Origin of the sequence: Oscillatoria sp. FACHB-1407, from assembly GCF_014697545.1 — a bacterium.
Classification (GTDB): Bacteria; Cyanobacteriota; Cyanobacteriia; order Elainellales; family Elainellaceae; genus FACHB-1407.
Genome location: NZ_JACJSA010000018.1, coordinates 72,791 through 90,603, shown reverse-complemented (window position 1 = coordinate 90,603; position 17,813 = coordinate 72,791). Strand labels below are relative to the sequence as shown.

Here is a 17,813-nt window from a genome sequence, read left to right as displayed (position 1 = left end):
AGCCTTTGTCCTAAGCTTTCTGACCAAAGCTGTATGACACCGTTAATCTGGGATCAAAATCGCTCCTAATCCCTCTGACTCTGGTGGATATTGGGGATTCATGGCTTCTAAGGTGTCGGCGATCGCCCGCGCAATGATCAGATTGCGATACCACTTTTTGTTCGCTGGAATTACATACCAGGGAGCATAGTCGGTTGAACAGTTATTGATTGCGTCCTGGAAGGCAAGTTGATATTCGTCCCAAAATTCTCGCTCTTGCACATCATTCACGGAAAACTTCCATCGCTTATCAGGGTCTTTCAAACGGCTTTCTAGACGCTGTTTTTGTTCATCTTTAGAAATGTGTAAAAAGAACTTGACCACGACTATTCCGTTGAGGGTCAGCATGTGTTCAAATTCATTAATCAATTGATAGCGTTGTCGCCAAACTGACTCTGGCACCAAATTTTTAACTCGCACAACCAACACGTCTTCGTAGTGCGATCGGTTAAAGATGGTGATCATGCCTCGTGCTGGAACACGTTGGTGATACCGCCATAAAAAGTCGTGACCCAGTTCCTCAACACTTGGCTTTTTGAAGGACTGCACCTGGCATCCCTGGGGGTTAATGCCCTGAAAAACGTGTTTGATTGTGCCATCTTTGCCACCCGTATCCATCGCTTGCAAAACAATTAACAAACTGCGTTGCTGCTCGGCGTAGAGGCGTGTTTGAAGTTGTTGTAAGCGATCGCGCTGTCGTTCTAGTTCTTGCTCAACATCTTTTTTGCGCTCATAAGATTCAGAGGCATTCGGGTCAATCTCAGCCAGTGCGATTGGCTCCTCTGGGCGAACTCGGTAAAGGGGATAGTCTGGTTTTGGCGGGGGATTGTCAACAACGCTCTGTTCGGGTGCGGTGATGTTAGCGATCGCCTGTGTCGCTTTTGCGGTAGCTTTGCGAGTTTCAGGTGTTTCTGCGTGAACAGGGCTGAGAGATGGGTCTGAATGGGAAGTCGAATCGAGTGAAGTCATAACGTATCCTTGCTGTAGCGTATTCTCGCCTTAATAGCTCTCGGAGGTGCAGCGGTTGCCGAGTGAATAGCTTCAGCATAGGAGATCGAAACAGGGCAAAACCTCTGACCAATGCCAGAGGTTTGCCAGGGAATGAGGACGGTGGAGGAACAAAAGAGTAGACAGTGTGGCGATCGCCATCCAACACCAAATTAAATTGTGATCAGGGCAGATGTCCGTAGGGGCAGGTTTTGCAGATAACTTCTTGGGTTTGCCGTTAGTAAATCGCTAAACCCACCCCTACAAGCGTCCGCATTTGCGCTGGAAACTACTTAACGTTAGTTCGGTTTAAGAGCCTGGCGAATGAATTCGCGGCTATCAAAGCGAAGTCTGCCGACGCGGACTCCGGAAGATCTAAGAGTTGACGAACCGACGCAAGTCGGTTTTGCTCCGATAGCGGCGGTTTTAACCGCCAAGATCCTCATCCCGAATTCACGTTACTTAAACCGTCTACTCCCCTCACGATCCGCTGGCAGGTGTCTGGGTATTAGGGCGATCGCCAGGAGGACGACGTGGAATCCCCAACGCTTCCACTAATTGTTCTTCGGTCACCCCTAACCGTTGAGCGGCTCCGGGAATATCCAGTCGAGGACGGGCACCTTGGGGGCGATCGCCACTGTTGGCTGGAGGCTCCGCAGGCAAGCCTAAAGCTTGAATCAACTCAGCTTCAGTCACACCCAACTGTTGAGCGGCGGCTGCAAAATCAGGGCGGCGATGTCCTCTACATCCTTCCTGTTGCCCAGGTTGGGGTGAGTTTTGGGCGACGACATCGGTTTGACCAGACGTTGTGGGAACGGTTTGCGCCAGTACAAATCCCGCTGTTCCAGTTATCAGGGAAACCGAGGTCAAAATCAGTAAATTGCGATGGAGCTTCATCATATACAAGTTCCTCAATCAACGTGGCATGTTTCTGTAGCAACCGAGGAGTTGGTTAGGGCGGGATGTAGGGGTGCTCCCCACACTCCCTTGGATTAACTGTCTCGACAGTTGCTATATCCCTCATTGAGCCAACTCAACATGACAAATCAGCCTGGAGTTGAATTACAGTTTTGTAATTTTCACGACCTGGAGACGGGCTTACAATAGAACGAACAATAAGCCGATCGGTTGCTTGAGCGATATGGCTTTAGCGATATGAATGTGTTGTTAGTAGAAGATGAACCCAAGATTGCCAGTTTCGTTCAGATTGGGCTGAAGGAGCAGGGCTTTGTTGTGGACTATTGCGATAACGGAGATGAGGGGTTGATCCAGGCAATGGAGCACGACTATGACGTTGTGGTGCTCGATATTATGGTGCCGGGAAAGGATGGATTGTCGATTCTCAAGCAGCTGCGACAGGCTGGACGCATGGTGCCTGTGATTTTGTTGACGGCTCGCAACCAACTAGACGATCGCCTGGAGGGGTTGAATCTAGGCGCAGACGACTACATTGCCAAACCCTTTTTTGTAGAGGAGTTAGTGGCTCGAATTCATGCGGTGTTGCGGCGTAGTGCGGGTGGGGGACAAAATCTGTTGACTGTTGGTGCGCTCAAACTCGATCGCATGACCCGCGAAGTAACGTGTAATCAACACATTATTGAACTCACGGCTCGTGAGTTTAATTTGCTGGAATATCTGATGCGATCGCCCGGACGAGTCTTTACCCGTACCCAAATCCTGGAACATGTGTGGGGCTATGATTTCAACCCTGCCACAAATGTTGTGGATGTTTGCATCCAGCGCATTCGCAAAAAAATTGAGGCGATCGCCGATGTGAACTGGATTGAGAGCGTCCGTGGAGTGGGATACCGCTTTCGCAAACCAGACTTATGATGACATTGCGATCATTTCGCCTTCGTATTGCCCTTCTCGCTGCCGCTCTTGCGGGGGGAGCTTTGATTGGCTTTGGCATGGTTTCCTGGTGGCTGATTTATAGTGCCAAGGTCGATCGCCTGGATGCCGAGTTAAAAAATCAGTTCATTCGAGCGACACGACCCGCCAGAGCAGAAGAATGGCAACTATTTGAGGCGTCCCTGTCCCGTGCTTTTGGAGGCAACACCGACACCTCAGTTCTGCTTTGGGTCGCTGATTCTAACGGCAACACGCTGTACCGCTCCAGCGATTGGTTGCCCGATCTTAAGATTGATTCCCTCTCGTTTCAGACCCTATCTCTTTTGCCTGCTTTCCTATCAGCTACACCCTATCTGTCACCTCATTCAGATCGGCCCTTCTCAGATCGACCTTTTCCAGATCGACGACGGTCAACCTGGGAGCGTTTACCCGATCGCCCCCCTCCGCCACCCAAAATTACCACTCAACACACTGCCTCTGGTCTGTGGCGAGTGGGAGTTGTCGTTTTGCCATATCAGCAGGTGGCGATCGCGATCAACTTATCGGCGATCGATCAAGAAATGACCCTGATTCGAGGGGTTTTTTTCGTGGCGATTCCAGTCGTGTTGTTATTGGTGGCAGGAGGCGCATGGGCGATCGCAGGCAGCGCACTCCATCCGGTCGGGCAACTCACTCATGCCATTCGCCAGGTCACTGCTAAAGGACTCGATCAACGGCTACCAACGCAAGCCGCAACGATTGAGTTTGTGGAACTGATCCAGGTGTTTAATCAGATGCTCGAACGGTTGGAACGGAGCTTTAAACAAGCCTCTCGCTTTAGTGCAGACGCGGCTCATGAGCTTAAAACTCCGCTCACCATTTTGCAGGGGGAATTGGAACAAGCCCTGCAACTGGCTCCCTCTGGCTCCATTGTGCAACAACGCTTGAGCACCTTACTGGATGAGGTGCATCGCTTGAGCGAGATCGTTCGCAAGCTGCTGTTGTTATCGCTGGCGGATGCCGGAAAAATGGGACTGCACCCAGTCGAGATTGACCTATCGACTCTCCTTGTTGAGATGGGAGAGGATGTGGAATTAATGGCACCCCGTCTCGTTGTGGAAACGGATGTTGCAGAAGGATTGCGAGTTTGGGGCGATCGCGATCTGCTCCAGCAAGCCCTGCAAAATTTGATGAGTAATGCGGTGAAGTACAACCTGCCAGAAGGTTGGGTCAAGATTCAAGGGCACCAGCGAAATGGGACGGTGCAAGTCACCATTCGCAATGCCTCAAATCCAATTCCAGAGAGCGATCGCCCCCTCATCTTCGATCGGTTTTATCGGGGTGATCCAGCCCGTACTCGCAAAATTGAGGGGCTTGGCTTAGGGCTGAGCTTAGCCCGTGAGATTATTCATGCCCATCAAGGCGAACTCACCCTGGAACCACCTCAACCGGGGGAGACTGCATTTACATTACGATTACCCCTGAGGCAGGGCTGAACCTAGGTTGTAAGCAGAGTGCTGAGTGTTGAGGACTGAGTGTTGAGGACTGCTACCAATTCAATTTTCTAGGGCTACACATCTGGCCCCTCCTGACCTCCCCTTACCAAGGCTACCGTGTATACACAAGTCCTCTCAGCCCCTTAAATTCCCCAATTTTGGGGAACTCTGAGCTATTGTCAAGGGTCTTGCTAAGACAGAAGCACCCGTACTTGGTACAGATGCGAAGCGCGCCTTTGGGTTAACCGAAACACCTTCTGCTAGGGGGTTTGGGGGAGGCAGTGGCGTCCCCCAATGGGGGTTTGGGGGAGAATCCCCCAATGCCTGGTTCTCAAACTCATTGAAAAAACAAAGATGTGTATACACCGTAGCCCCTGACCAAGGGGAGGTGCCGCAGGTGGTGGGGTGTGATCTGTAGCAGTCATTTTGAGAATCGGTATGAGGAAAGGAGTCAGGTAGTGCGTCCCCACTCCCCATTGCTGCGCCCATTACTTGGTCGTGTTAATCAAGTCCAGCATGAGTTGAGTGGCGGACGACAACATTGGACCACCCAACTCATCTGCACTTAGCACATCAAACGGACCCTCTCCAAAGTGCAAGCCACTGGGGGTTAAGAGGTTGATGCGGGCATAATGTCTGGGTGGAACTCCGGGGCGATCGCCCTCCCAGGGGCCGATGTAGTTGATCACCACACCTGCAATGTCCAGAAGTCGCTGAATATCTTCGGGAATTGCCGGGTTGGTTGACCCATTTCCTGCATCCCAAATCACCCCTCCACCTGCGTAGTTGTAGTATCGGGCGGATTTATCCGCGTATGCTGCCAGCAGATCTAACCCGTCGCCCAGATCGACTTCGACCACAACCCCCAAAACTTGCTTTGCGAGGTCTGGTGGAGGCATCACACCCAAGTCGCGCAGGAAATACCACGCTTGCAAGTAGTGACGTGATTCCAGATTGGGTGTGTTAACCACCCGATAAAACGCTTGAATTGCTAAGTCTGGCTGCCCTGCTGCCAGATGAGCACGCGCCTCGGCAAACCATAACCAGGGTGCTCCATCAGTTTCTTTGGTGCCCCAGATATCGAGGGGGCGATCGCCAAACAAAGTGTCACGAATACTCATGATTTACAGGTGGTTCTGGCTCTTACTCCGTCCAGACACTAACATATTCCACTTGGCTGTATCTCGTTGCATATGTCTTTTCGTCCTGGAGATAGAAATAGACAACAGGATGAAACGATTGCCCCCAGGGCTTTTTGTAATTGCTCATCCTTTAGCCCTGTCGCTTGTCCAACAATCAGGAGTCTACACTAGCCATGTATCTCTTTATTGCAACGATTGCTGCGCTTTCCTATTCAGTCGGTGGCATCTTTATGAAGTTATCCGAGGGTTACGAAAAATTGGTGCCGACGATCCTGGTTTATCTATTCTTTTTGGGTGGAGCAAGTCTACAAATTTGGTTGTTATCGCGCAACCCCAACCTGGGTGTAAATGGTTTGATCGTGTCAGGCTTAGATGCTTTGTGTACTGTGTTGTTTGGTATTCTCCTCTTCAAGGAAGGCTACACTGCAACAAAGTTGGTCGGTATCTTTTTGGTGGTAGTTGGTGCCATCTTTTTGAGATCTGAGAGTGCGTAAAAGAGTTGCTTTAGGGTGCGGTTGGCTGCAACCGATTGGCATAATAGGACGAACCGATCACCAGAAGTCCTCCAAGCCATTGAGCGATAGTGGGCTGTTCGCCGATCAGTAGCACCGCACTGGCAACACCAAACACTGGAATCAGTGCCACATAAAAGGCAGCCTGGCTGACGGGGACGTGTTGTAATGCAGTGAGATAGAGCAAGAAAGCTAACGCATATTGCATCACCCCTGAGGCGATCGCCAACATCCAAAATTGAGGTGAAATCTCAGTGGCTTGCACTTCGTAGTGAGAGTTCAGCAGAGACAACACCCCAAAACAGAGCAGAGTCGTGATTAAGCCGACAAATTGTTGGGAAGATGTTAGTTGAAGCGGATCATCAGTCGCAATTTGTTTTTTGCTTAAGAGGACATAGAATACAGCAAATAGAGTTCCAACAAAAACTAAAAGATTACCAGCGAGAGAAGTCTGATCGCTGCCGCTAGAGCTCTCCAGCATTAATAACAAGACACCTACAAAGCTAACTCCGGCTAGCACCAATTTCCATCGGGTCAGTCTTTCACCGAGAAATGCGGCTGCTAGCAAAATCGTTAAAATCACTTCGCTTGATCCGATCAAGGTAGCGTTACTGGCGGTCGTCATGTCTACGCCAAAAATACCAATCATGTATGCCAGAGCAGGTTCAAAAATGCCAGCGAACCCTCGGTGGAGGTGCCTGAACGAGAACGGCAGTTGGCGCGTTTTGAGATAACAGGCGATCGCCAGAAATGCCACACTGGAGAGTAGTTGAATCACTAGCAGAGTCGTTGCTGTAATCTCTGTCAGTGCAATTTTGGTCAGGGTAACACCGACACCCCAACAGAAGGAATAGCCCAACGGAAGCCCAATTCTACGCATAGTTCAACTCGATTGCTGTCTCAACTGGCAATATTGCTGTTCCACAGGACAGCGATCGCCCGGACACACCGCCTCATCACACAAACGACATATCGCAAAAGCACGTTGCTCATCGGTCGTCATCGCGGTCAACATCTTTTCTAAAAACGTGGTGAGTTGACTGGCTTCATCGGATGTGAGGGCATTGAGTGCCAATTGCAACTGTCGTCGTCGCTCCGCCAAAATCGCCTGCCGTCGTTCCGATCCAGCATCTGTAAGAAACAGTGCCAGAGTTCTGCCGTCACTGCCCGATCGCCGTTCTACTAAACCCTGTGCCTCCAGGCGATCGACCAGACGCACCGTTCCAGGGTGAGACAAATTCAAAATCTGCCGCAGCACGTTGATCGAGATCCCTGGTTCTGCTCCTAACGACACCAGTGCTGCTGGAGTCTCGCCACCATATCCAGCATTGGCTTCCGCCACTACGTTTAAGTTATCAACGAGGCTCAACGCCAGTGCGCCCAACAGATTGAGAGTTCGTTTATCGTCCATAGGGAATGGCGTTTAATATGTATGCATTATGCATATTTCTAAGACACAAGTCAATCCCTTTGCCACCACCATCAGTTATGAATGATCAACAAGGATTTAAGCGTCAAATTAGTACATTTTTATTATATTTATGTGGAATTTATCAGCCATCCGTACTCTCATGCATCTATTGGCGCACTGTAACCAGCGTACCAACTTTGACCTGTTCATATAACGCTCGTACATCGGCTTCATGCATTCGTAGGCAACCATGGGAGATGGCTTTGCCAACCGTTTCGGGTTGGTTCGTGCCATGAAAGCCAATCTCGTAGTTACGACTTGTCCAAAAGCCAATCCAGCGAGAACCCAGGGGATTGTCAGGTCCAGCAGCGATGGTTTGCCCAGTGATGGGGTGCTGCCAGATCGGGTCGGTCTGCATGTGGTTGATGTGAAAATTGCCGATGGGAGTTTCCCATCCGGGTTGCCCGATGCCGACTGCATAAGTAGTTTGCAGTTCTTCTCCTTTATAGAGATAGACTTTGCGATCGCTCAAGTCCACCACTAATCGAGGCAGATCGGCTACCAAAAACTTAGGCAGTGTTGATGATAAGCCTGGAGTCATCTGGGGAAGAGAGCGAGTTGAGGGAGCACTGGCTGTTGCGACTGTGGGCGAAGCTGTTGTCGGACTGGAAGCTGTGGAAGCTGGGGTTTCAGCCGCATAGGCAGCTTGCTCCATCGGAGCAACTACAGTTGTCGCCGATGCCTCATCTGCTGCCAGGTCTGGCTCGGTTTGCCATTGAGTAACGACTAAAAATGCCGCTGCCGCAAAGCTCATTAACATGAAACTGCGGGACAGAAGTTCGTTTCTTGCCATTGCTCGATCACATCACTATTCCCACAGTATTCTAGATCCTTTGTACAGGAATCTCCAATTGGGTGGGAATCGGGAGTGGGCAGGACGACATAGAGAACGAGTCGGCTGGCACAACTGAATGTATCGCCTGTTAGTTGAGGGGTTGCACCATGGCTCTTAGCCCATTGCCAGTTAACCACTGAACTGTTTGATCTGCATTGGCGCGATCGCTGTAGGCTCCTGCTTGCATCATGATGCGTCCGTTGGCTTGTGTCCGAAAGGCTCCTGGAATAAGCGATCGCACCATGGCTTGAGTGGTTTCATCTTCTGCTTCGACAACCACGCGATAGCGTAAACCCAACGCGACCGCATGATTCGATGGCAGCGGCACAGTGGCGCGTCGTTGCAGCGGATCGCGAGAAACCAGCACCGTTGGCATATCCCCAATATTGCCTACAGGCACGTTGCCATTGGGGACGGGCAGCACGTTCGGTGATGAGGTGGGTGTCGATGTTCTCACCCGTGATGGGGTCTGTTGGGGCAGGGGTGACGCAGCGACTTGAGTTGATTGTGGTGGTGGAACGGGAATCTCGATTGCTCTTGTGGAGGATGCCGATGGAATGGCGGTTGTTGCAGAGGATGGGGTGGAACGCTGCACAGCAACTTCACGGACTGGGGTAGTAGAGCGCACTCCGTTGGCAGGTGCGATCGCTATGGCTGACGGAGATGCTATAGCCGTTGAGTTGGTAGAAAGTTGATTGGGAGAAGTTGGATTGACAATTGGAGGTCGTCCTCCACCAACGGCAGGAGGGGGAACGGGAATCTCGATCGCCCCAGGTGTTGTCGTCGCGGTAGAAGCAAGCCCGGTAGGAGAGGGAAATGCACTGCTTGTGGGGGTCGTCGGGTTGGTTGAGCGGGATGAACTAAGACCTGTTTGGGTTAACAGTGGCAACCGCTCTGGGCGAGTGGGTTGAGTTGTGCCCTGGGCAGGCTGAACGGGAATAGGGATCGGAGCGGCAGGTTGCAACGAGGGCAAGGCGGCAAAACTTCCAGATGGGTTGGTGGGACGAGTGACCATCGCAACGGGAGCAGAGGTCGATGCCGTGGGTCTGACCGAAGTTGAAGGGTTGGTAGGGCGACTGGCGATCGCTTGCCCCGACAAATTGACGGAGCCATGGATGCGATTACTGGCGAGTTCGTTGCCCCAGGCAGCGATTGTTTGATTGGTTGCACTGGTATTGAGGTCATAGCGACCGTTGTTACGGAAGATATTCTGCCCTGGTTCGGTGGTGGTGCCCAGGTTCGGAACAGAACGAGCGATCGCTACCAGTCCATCCCGCTCATTGCCTTCGATGGTGTTGCCTCTCAAAACCGGGCGCGCATCGCCCTGCACAACAATGCCATCCTCATTATTGACAATACGGTTGTTGATTACAGCAGGAGCCGCCTGTTGAGCAATGTTGATGCCAAAGCCCGTACGCTCAAACAGGTTGTCTCGAATTTGGGGTTGAGCCGTGCCAAACACGGTGATGCCATTCGCCCCATTTTGCACAAACACATTGCCCTGAATCAGGGGTGCCCCATGCCCGACAACGGAAATACCATCGTGGGTGCTGTTGCTGAAAGTACTAGCCGTGACAGTTGGGCTACTCGACTCAATCCATAAGGCATAGCCACGCGGGTTGGGGTTGGTAATTGTGACGCCTGAGATGAAGGATTGATTCGCTCCCAGGAGGGTGACGTTTTGCCGTGCAGAGGTAGGACTGACGAATTCTCCACCCCCTCGAATCAGAATGCCTCGTCCACGACTGGCAGCATCTCCTTGTAGGGTGACACCGGGCTTGAGCACCAGGGGAAATGCCTCACCTGTTTCGACGCTGTAGGTTCCGGCATTCAACACAACTACGGTATTGGGTTGCGCGAGTTGCAGCGCACGGGTGATGGTGCGGAGGGGAAAGCGTTGGCTGCCATCTCCGGTATCGTTGCCGATGGTGGGATTGACAAATAGAAAATATCCGGTGATCGGTGTCGAGAGTTGAGCCAGGGTCTGGGGTGTAGAGGCTGGAGCATGAATGTCTTGTGCGATCGCCCCTTCACTTCCGATCAGCAACGCTACAGCCACCATGCCTAGACCAGCTACACGTTTTAGGGCTGCTTTGGTTTCATTGCAGGACTGCGTAGAATCCATTGAAGTCTCTCCTCACACCAATAACTAAGCAACTAAGCGCAATGGGTTTAAGTGCAATAAATAACCCTGAAGAATAACGCATTCAAGTCAAACTAAATCATCTAATTCAAAATTTATAAAAGGAAATGGAAAGAAATTGTTGTAACGGCAGGTTTTGTTGCAAAAGCGATCGCAGGATTGAGCATCTATGGGCTAAATGCGCTCTTCTAACCCCCTTATCGGTAAAGTTTCTGGTGAATCAAATCTGCGGCTATCAGGACGCAGTCCGCAAAGGCGAACTTCCAGAAATCATAAGATTTGCCGAACCGACGCAGGTTGGTTTTGCGCCTGTAGGTTCGACTGAGCTTACGCCGGGTCTGCGGTTTCAACTGCCACAATCTTGATCCCGAACTTAGGTTGCCTAACGCCTTTGTTGCCTCGGCATCCGTCAAGTTAAAAGGCATCAAAACAGATGCACTATCCTGATTGCCATAGTTCTAATACATCCTGTGAAAATAGTTTCAATTTTGCTCGTTTTTTTACAACTGGAAACAATAAGATAGAAAAATCATCGAAATCTCAAGCATGACCTCGACCAACTCCACCCGGACACAATCTATTCGCTATGACCAACGCACCATTGAGCGGGCAGAACGTGCGGTGCGCTGCGCTCCGTTTCAAGTGCAGTTGTTTACCACGATGATGTGGCAGGGAGTCAATCTGAGAGCGATCGCCGCAACCGAAGGTGTTAAAAACGGCTACCTTCAGCGTTCCCTTCCAGAGTTGATTGTTGAGAATGAACTGCTCTGGTTGACCCAAGTGGGTCTATTACGGCGCGAAGTCGATGGTCAGGGGCTTACTGATAGCTTTCGGCTCACTCCGCTGGGGCGGCAACTGGTGCAAAAGTGGCAACAGGGACATCCCTTCTTAGCTCCGACCTGGCGCGATCGCCTGATCAATTTTTTGAACCGCTGGTTTCGTCTACCCAACTGGTAGGTTCACCCCATGAGAAACCAGGGACTAAGGCGAATTGGTGGTGTTCCAGACCACCATATTTACTCCTAAGATCGGGAATTTAATAAATCTGCAAATGGTACGGGTGGGTTTAGCAGACCCGTCTGCACTCTGCAATGGATTTAACGACCTCTCCAAATAGTCAACATTCTCTAACCGCTCTTAACACTCACTTAATTCAGTTGTTAATCTTTAGAAGGAAATTCACCGCAGCTCTGACGCTGAAAAATGATGCCCATTTGCTACGTTTTTTGGAGGGTTTGAATGAAAGCCATTATGGTTGTGGGCACCACATCCCACGCTGGTAAGTCACTGTTGACGGCAGCACTGTGCCGAATCCTATGCCGTCGGGGTTGGCGGGTGGCTCCCTTTAAAGGGCAAAATATGGCACTCAACGCCTATGTGACAGCCAGTGGGGGTGAAATTGGGCACGCTCAAGCGGTGCAAGCTTGGGCAGCGGGGGTAACGCCGAGGGTTGAGATGAACCCCATTTTGCTCAAACCTCAGGGAGATATGACCTCTCAAGTTGTGCTCAAAGGTAGAGCCGTTGGTAGAGTGGGCGCAGCCGATTATTATGAACAGTTTTTTGAACCCGGTTGGCAGGCGATCGAAGAATCGTTAACACGCCTCAACGAAGAGTTTGACTTGCTGATCTGTGAGGGAGCAGGTAGCCCTGCTGAAATCAACCTGAAGCACCGCGATTTGGCAAACATGCGAATTGCAAAGCACCTCAACGCCCCAACGTTACTAGTAGTCGATATTGACCGAGGGGGTGCTTTTGCTCATGTAGTTGGCACTTTGGAGTTGCTAGAGCCTGAAGAACGAGCACTGATCAAAGGGGTGATTATCAATAAGTTTCGGGGGCAGCGATCGCTCTTGCAATCAGGGATCACCTGGCTTGAAGAACGGACAGGTATCCCCGTTATTGGAGTGATTCCCTGGTTAGACCACTCCTTCCCGGCGGAAGACTCCCTCTCACTGCTCGATCGCCAATCCAGCACGGTTACTCGCGAAATCACGGTGGCAGTCATTCGTCTGCCTCGCATCTCCAACTTCACTGACTTTGACCCCCTGGAGGCAGAATCCACCGTCACGGTCAAATATTTGGGACTGAAGGACTCCCTCGGCTATCCTGATGCGGTCATCATTCCCGGCTCAAAAACAACGATCGCTGACTTAGTGGCTATGCAACGCACTGGCATGGCAGAAGCCATTCAAAACTATGCTGCTGCGGGTGGAACGGTCATGGGCATCTGCGGTGGCTTTCAAATGATGGGACGGTTGTTAGCAGACCCAGAAGGTTTAGAAGGTCAAGAAGGACGCTATAAGGGGCTAGGTTTGTTGCCCCTAAAAACAGTTATCACGGGGCAAAAAGTAGCCCGACAGCGGCTTGTGACCTCCAACTTCCCGCAGATTGGCTTACCCGTAACGGGTTATGAAATTCATCAAGGGCGTAGCCATCTGGTAGACAACGACAGTAGTGAATCCGGTGCAGTCAGCTACAAGCCTCTGTTTGATGATGCGAATTTGGGAGTAGTAGACTCTACCCAATCGATCCTGGGAACCTATCTGCACGGCATCTTTGACAATGGTCCGTGGCGACGAGCATGGCTCAATCGGTTGCGCCAACAGCGCGGCTTAAAGTCTTTGCCAACTGGCATCTCAAACTATCGAGAACAGCGTGAGGCAATGCTAGACTCATTGGGCGATGTGGTGGAGTCGTATTTAGATATTCCCCGTCTGCTGTCTTTCCTAGAGAAGTAAGTGAGCCAATGAGCGTTCAAATTCAATTTGTACCTGACAATGTCAGCACGATCGCTGAAGTTGGGGAACCATTGCTACAAGTGGCAGATCGGGCAGGAGTATCCATTCCCACGGGTTGCTTGATGGGGTCGTGCCACGCCTGTGAGGTCGATGTGGAAGGAGAAACGGTCTGTGCCTGTATTAGTGCTGTGCCACCCGGATGCCAACACCTGACGATTAATCTGTATGTTGATCCGAGTTGGTAAGCCGTGATGCAACACCATCGGGCAGCGATCGCCCTGGGGAGTAATCTAGGTGATTCTTACAGCATTTTGCAGGCTGCTCTGACTGCCCTTGGCAAAACGCCTGGTGTTGCCTTAGAAACCCATTCCGGTTTTTATCAAACCCTTGCCGTCGGACCACCCCAACCCGATTACCTGAACTGCTCTGCGCTGGTGTCTACCTCACTCACACCAGAGCACCTCTTGCGATCGCTCCTGGCAATTGAGTTACAGTTTGGGCGAGTCCGCCGTGAACGCTGGGGTCCGCGTCTGCTTGACCTCGATTTGTTACTGTTTGATGACCTGGTGCTCGACACGCCTACCCTGACCTTGCCGCATCCTCGTATGCACGAACGCGCTTTTGTGTTGGTGCCTCTGTCAGAAATTGCTCCGGATTGGATTCAACCGATTTCGGGTAAAGCGATCGCAGATTTGGTGAAAACGGTAGACTGTTCGGGAGTAACCCCCATTGCCTCTGTCTAACCTCTCTTGCTCCTCATGAAGCTGTAATCACTTCATCGCAGACATTAACTCAAAACCGCAAACGTCAACTCTAAATCGGTATACTTCTCATGGCTGTTGGCTCTGAACCTCCTCAACTCCTGAAACAAAAACTCCTCTACCATGGACGCAAATTCAACTTTGAAGTGAGTCGTTTGCGCCTGCCCAATCGGGCTGAAGGAGAGTGGGAATGCATTCGTCATCCGGGTGGAGCAGTGGCGGTTCCCGTTACAGAAGATGGAAAACTGGTCTTGGTAAAGCAATATCGCTTTGCGGCTCAAGGACGGTTGATTGAGTTTCCGGCAGGTACAATCGAACCCGACGAAGATCCAGCCACGACCGTTGAGCGAGAAATCCAGGAAGAAACAGGCTACCGTGCTCATCGTTGGCGGAAGGTTGGAAAGTTTTTTGTCGCTCCTGGCTATTCTGACGAGGTCATTCATGTGTTTTTGGCACAAGACCTGGAAAAGCTGGAAACCCCACCCCCTCAAGATCATGATGAAGACATTGAAACTATTCTGATGACTCCACAGGAGCTAGAACAGGCGATCTTAGAGGGTGAACCTGTGGATTCCAAATCGATCTCTAGCCTGTTATTGGTGCGCCCCTTTTTGTAATTAAGGTTGATCGTTCAACCTGAGTTCGGGATCAGGATTTTGGCGGTTGAAACCGCAGTGAGAGTCAAGTGCTGAGGACTGAGGGCAGAGAACTGAGAACTGAGGACTGAGGACTGAGGGCTGAGGATTGAGGACTGAGGCTAAAAGGTAGGCAGGGCATCGCGTTTAAAGTTAAGAAATGTCCCATAACCCAAATTGACCTTAATCAACGTCCCTGATTTCAAACTGACGTTTGGCTACGGTTGGTCTTCCTCTTCATCAGCGAGATGCATAAACGAGGGTAGCTTCTGAAGGTGTAGATTAGACTCCTGCACATGAGAACTGCGGAGGCTAACCCAGATGCTACAGCTAGCATCTGTAGCACTCACTACGACCCGATCGCGTTGTGCCAGTCTGCAAGCGTAGTGATAAAGGCGAGCGCGATGGCGGATATCGATGCTGTGTAATCGATAAAACAGTTCGTTCCGGTAACACATGCCATCCTGGATGCTGTTGTTAAACCAGAATTTGAAGGGAAAAAGCTTTTCTTCGTCAATGACTGGGGGCAACACGGGTTTACATCGCCTTACGGATCTTGCTACGTAGTATAACTACTCATTTAGTTATCCCAAAACCTTAAGGGATTTCGCACTCCACTGTAAACATTTCTTATCGCCAGGCAACCTCTATGCCGCCTGTGGTTGTCGTTGCTGCCAGAGTTGGTCAATGGTGACAAATTCATACCCCAGATCAAGCAACGTAGGAATTACGGTAGATGCGATCGCCGCTACATCTTCGCCCCCATGATAGCCATCGTGCAACACAATGAGTGAGCCGTTTTGAGTTTGGTCGAGCACTCGTTGGATTGCGATCGCCACCCCAGGACGCACCCAATCTTCGGGAACAACACTCCACATCACCGGACGATACCCCCACTGTCGCAGGTAGGTTAACGTTTGTGGGGTAAAAACACCCACAGGTGGACGAACATCTCGAATATGGTGCTGCACATAGGATAAATCCAGGTGACATGCCTGCGCGATCGCCCGTTGTGTGCGCTCCAGTTGCTCCTTGAGCTCATCGACACTCAAGGTTGGAAAAATCCGGTGGTCATATCCGTGTAACCCAATCCAGTGTCCCTGTTGGTAGATGGCGTTGGCGATCGCAGGGCTGCGGTTAACACAGGCTCCGAGCCAAAAAAAGTTGGCTGTAACTTGATAGCGGGTTAGCACCTCTAACAAAGGCAGCGTGTGTTGTGGATGGGGACCATCATCAAAGGTCAGGGCGATCGTCTTGGAATGGGGATATCCTTCCCAAAGGCAGTCTGGAAAGAGTGGTTTGAGAATCCGATGCACAATCGGGTAAAGCGGTGCAAACTGCATCAGCCGATATCTAAACCTAAATGCTTCTACATAGCCATTTTAGTGGGATGCAACCCGAATCCCATTGAATATCTCTACACTCCTGGAAACCCTAGGCAGAGCAGTAGGTCTGCCGTGCCCAGGCAGATTGCACTAACGATGCCAACACATCAACACTGAGTGGTTTGACTAGAAACCCGTCTAGCCCTGGGTTTTCTTCCTGGTGTTGCCAGCTAGGGGCGTGCACATCAGTTAGGGCAACAATTGTGACGTTGGATGCATTAACATGATCGCGTAACTGGCTGACCAGGGTGCGCGACCAATTTTGACGACTACCCGTTAGGATGACCAGATATGGTGGGGTCTGGCTGACTCTAACCATCGCTTGCTCAACAGAGTTAACCACTTCAATTGAGCATCGAAGGGGCATCAGCAAAGACTCCAGCATTGTCAAGTCGCCAGAGTGTTGATCTAAAACCAAAACATAACTCTGTGATAATTTCATATCAAAGATAGTGCGCTGCGAGTCAATATAACGCGCAACACAATTGCAAAACCTGGACAACAAAGGGCGAAAATCGCTTTCCTTAACTCTTTCAGGCAGATAGTTCTCGTTTTATGGCTTCCATTTTTTTTAGCTTTTACTGCTATTCACGTTTCAATTTTTTCTCAGAAGTTTACTTTAAATAAGTAAACATTCTTGAAGTCACCGAATTGACGTTGAACTGACCAATTAATGAAGGAATTATTAAAGAAATCATTCTTAAAAATTGGGAAGGTATTTATGGCAAAATGCTGAGTCTTGAAGACTGAGTGCTGAGGCTGAAAGGCAGTACTTCGGGTTCAAAATTTAGAGATGTCTTAACAAACTATTCAGTTGCTACAGGATGAATTTGAGAGCCAAACCTTCTCAAAAGAGAAGACTTGTTCACCTTAAACAATTATTTAGCTTGAAGAGAGTCTGCAAAGCCTTGAGATCCCCAATCCCTCTAAAAAAGGGAATTTAGGGAGATTGGCTTTTACTTGAAAGCACAATGTTTTCTTCACAGATATAGCGACCTCAAATGGGATGTGCTTCTCACAGCCCGCTTATCTCACGATTCAGTTAGAGCTGCTATAGCAACCCTAAATGATTTGTGAAAGTGCCCGCCCATCGGGCGGGCACTTTCACAAATCACCTTTTTCACAAATCAAATAGGACTGCTATATATCATCTAAATTCTGTAAAAATAACAGTTCAATTAGGATATTGATTGTTATTCATACAAACTATAGATTTAGTGCAGTGTTCTAATGGCGGTGGTTGGAGTGATAAGTATAATTACTCCTGGCTTTTGAAAATCGGATACAACCTCAACCAATAAGCTTTATACAAACAATCCCCAGCCTATTTTAAGTGCTGGGGACTTGATGTTTATTCGACAAAGAGCAACACAAACGCAGTTAGCGTTGATGTTGCGATCGCTTCACCGTTCTACTCTTTATGAGTTAACTTGCGCAACACATTTTCTACCTGTTCCTCAGCGGAAACGGCATTTTGGGAGTTGTCTGGGCGGTTCATTTGATTGCTGTTGAGGTCAGCATCGCCCTGTACTTCATTAATGCCTTTACCGGCTTCAGTTTCTAGATCTTTCATCGTGCGAGGCTCAGCTCTCAAAGCATCCTCAGAACGCTCATAAATTTCATTGAGTGGAGTTTCACCAGAACGAGGATTGCTCGGAGTACTGTGGATTGCATAAGCTGGCAGGACATTACTGAGGAACATCACAGCACAAACTATTGCAGTCATTAAGATTCGAAGGGGACGAAAAGCAGCGATTTTGAAACGAAAGGATTGCATAATAAATTTCCTCCAGTTGTAGAACATGTTAAGGGTGCGAAACAAGTACCTGACTGCACCT

Annotated in this window: 19 protein-coding genes; 8 read left to right on the top strand and 11 right to left on the bottom strand. The window is 50.1% G+C overall.

All coding sequences use genetic code 11. From position 1 onward, the window contains the following. Nucleotides 1–42: 42 nt before the first annotated feature. Both H6G89_RS24710 and H6G89_RS24705 read right to left on the bottom strand, forming a co-directional pair. A complete protein-coding gene (locus tag H6G89_RS24710) occupies nt 43–1,008 on the bottom strand; it encodes a polyphosphate kinase 2 family protein (RefSeq protein WP_190511455.1) in 966 nt (321 codons plus the stop codon). A gap of 498 nt (nt 1,009–1,506) precedes the next feature. Continuing rightward, entirely contained in the window at nt 1,507–1,926 is a 420-nt protein-coding gene (locus tag H6G89_RS24705) for a hypothetical protein (RefSeq protein ID WP_190511453.1), read from the bottom strand. 228 nt (nt 1,927–2,154) lie between these two features. On the opposite strand from H6G89_RS24705, the gene H6G89_RS24700 reads away from it, so the two are divergent. Both H6G89_RS24700 and H6G89_RS24695 read left to right on the top strand, forming a co-directional pair. Beyond that, nucleotides 2,155–2,859 (top strand): response regulator transcription factor, encoded by a 705-nt coding sequence (locus H6G89_RS24700; protein WP_242060107.1) that lies wholly within the window; start codon nt 2,155–2,157, stop codon nt 2,857–2,859. Beyond that, on the top strand, nt 2,856–4,352 hold the full coding sequence (locus tag H6G89_RS24695; protein ID WP_190511451.1) for an ATP-binding protein: 1,497 nt from the start codon (nt 2,856–2,858) through the stop codon (nt 4,350–4,352). Before H6G89_RS24700 ends, H6G89_RS24695 begins: the two co-directional genes overlap by 4 nt. Before the next feature lie 488 nt (nt 4,353–4,840). Here H6G89_RS24695 and H6G89_RS24690 read toward each other — a convergent pair whose 3' ends face one another. Continuing rightward, nucleotides 4,841–5,473, bottom strand: coding sequence for a hypothetical protein (locus H6G89_RS24690; RefSeq protein WP_190511449.1), 633 nt, complete (start codon nt 5,471–5,473; stop codon nt 4,841–4,843). A 194-nt stretch (nt 5,474–5,667) separates the two neighbouring features. On the opposite strand from H6G89_RS24690, the gene H6G89_RS24685 reads away from it, so the two are divergent. After that, nucleotides 5,668–5,988, top strand: coding sequence for an SMR family transporter (locus H6G89_RS24685; RefSeq protein ID WP_190511446.1), 321 nt, complete (start codon nt 5,668–5,670; stop codon nt 5,986–5,988). A gap of 10 nt (nt 5,989–5,998) precedes the next feature. Here the strand turns inward: H6G89_RS24685 and H6G89_RS24680 are convergent, their stop codons facing one another. The 4 genes from H6G89_RS24680 to H6G89_RS24665 all read right to left on the bottom strand — a co-directional run bounded on the left by H6G89_RS24680 (nt 5,999) and on the right by H6G89_RS24665 (nt 10,437). After that, a complete protein-coding gene (locus H6G89_RS24680) occupies nt 5,999–6,886 on the bottom strand; it encodes a DMT family transporter (protein WP_190511445.1) in 888 nt (295 codons plus the stop codon). A 3-nt stretch (nt 6,887–6,889) separates the two neighbouring features. After that, on the bottom strand, nt 6,890–7,417 hold the full coding sequence (locus H6G89_RS24675; RefSeq protein ID WP_190511444.1) for a MarR family winged helix-turn-helix transcriptional regulator: 528 nt from the start codon (nt 7,415–7,417) through the stop codon (nt 6,890–6,892). Nucleotides 7,418–7,583: 166 nt separating this feature from the next. Further along, nucleotides 7,584–8,270: a L,D-transpeptidase gene (locus H6G89_RS24670; protein ID WP_190511442.1), complete on the bottom strand. Its 687-nt coding sequence runs from the start codon at nt 8,268–8,270 to the stop codon at nt 7,584–7,586. 130 nt (nt 8,271–8,400) lie between these two features. Next, nucleotides 8,401–10,437 (bottom strand): DUF1565 domain-containing protein, encoded by a 2,037-nt coding sequence (locus H6G89_RS24665; RefSeq protein WP_190511440.1) that lies wholly within the window; start codon nt 10,435–10,437, stop codon nt 8,401–8,403. Nucleotides 10,438–11,001: 564 nt separating this feature from the next. Here H6G89_RS24665 and H6G89_RS24660 point away from each other — a divergent pair. From H6G89_RS24660 to H6G89_RS24640, 5 genes are all read left to right on the top strand, one after another. After that, the gene (locus H6G89_RS24660) at nt 11,002–11,412 is read left to right on the top strand and encodes an Npun_F0494 family protein (RefSeq protein WP_190511438.1); all 411 of its coding nucleotides are present in this window, start codon (nt 11,002–11,004) and stop codon (nt 11,410–11,412) included. A 282-nt stretch (nt 11,413–11,694) separates the two neighbouring features. After that, entirely contained in the window at nt 11,695–13,194 is a 1,500-nt protein-coding gene (gene cobQ / locus H6G89_RS24655; RefSeq protein ID WP_190511436.1) for a cobyric acid synthase CobQ, read from the top strand. An 8-nt stretch (nt 13,195–13,202) separates the two neighbouring features. Further along, nucleotides 13,203–13,439, top strand: coding sequence for a 2Fe-2S iron-sulfur cluster-binding protein (locus tag H6G89_RS24650; protein WP_190511435.1), 237 nt, complete (start codon nt 13,203–13,205; stop codon nt 13,437–13,439). Between the two features lie 6 nt (nt 13,440–13,445). Then, nucleotides 13,446–13,937 carry a 2-amino-4-hydroxy-6-hydroxymethyldihydropteridine diphosphokinase gene (folK, locus tag H6G89_RS24645; protein ID WP_190511600.1) on the top strand — a complete coding sequence of 164 codons (492 nt, stop codon included), beginning with the start codon at nt 13,446–13,448 and terminating at the stop codon, nt 13,935–13,937. 89 nt (nt 13,938–14,026) lie between these two features. Beyond that, nucleotides 14,027–14,572, top strand: coding sequence for an NUDIX hydrolase (locus H6G89_RS24640; RefSeq protein ID WP_190511433.1), 546 nt, complete (start codon nt 14,027–14,029; stop codon nt 14,570–14,572). Nucleotides 14,573–14,808: 236 nt separating this feature from the next. On the opposite strand, the gene H6G89_RS24635 is transcribed toward H6G89_RS24640, so the two are convergent. The 4 genes from H6G89_RS24635 to H6G89_RS24620 all read right to left on the bottom strand — a co-directional run bounded on the left by H6G89_RS24635 (nt 14,809) and on the right by H6G89_RS24620 (nt 17,701). Beyond that, the gene (locus tag H6G89_RS24635) at nt 14,809–15,123 is read right to left on the bottom strand and encodes a hypothetical protein (RefSeq protein ID WP_190511431.1); all 315 of its coding nucleotides are present in this window, start codon (nt 15,121–15,123) and stop codon (nt 14,809–14,811) included. 114 nt (nt 15,124–15,237) lie between these two features. Continuing rightward, nucleotides 15,238–15,933: a polysaccharide deacetylase family protein gene (locus H6G89_RS24630; RefSeq protein WP_190511429.1), complete on the bottom strand. Its 696-nt coding sequence runs from the start codon at nt 15,931–15,933 to the stop codon at nt 15,238–15,240. Nucleotides 15,934–16,024: 91 nt separating this feature from the next. After that, the gene (locus H6G89_RS24625; RefSeq protein ID WP_190511427.1) at nt 16,025–16,417 is read right to left on the bottom strand and encodes a response regulator; all 393 of its coding nucleotides are present in this window, start codon (nt 16,415–16,417) and stop codon (nt 16,025–16,027) included. A gap of 969 nt (nt 16,418–17,386) precedes the next feature. Continuing rightward, a complete protein-coding gene (locus H6G89_RS24620; protein WP_190511425.1) occupies nt 17,387–17,701 on the bottom strand; it encodes a hypothetical protein in 315 nt (104 codons plus the stop codon). Nucleotides 17,702–17,813 lie beyond the last annotated feature (112 nt).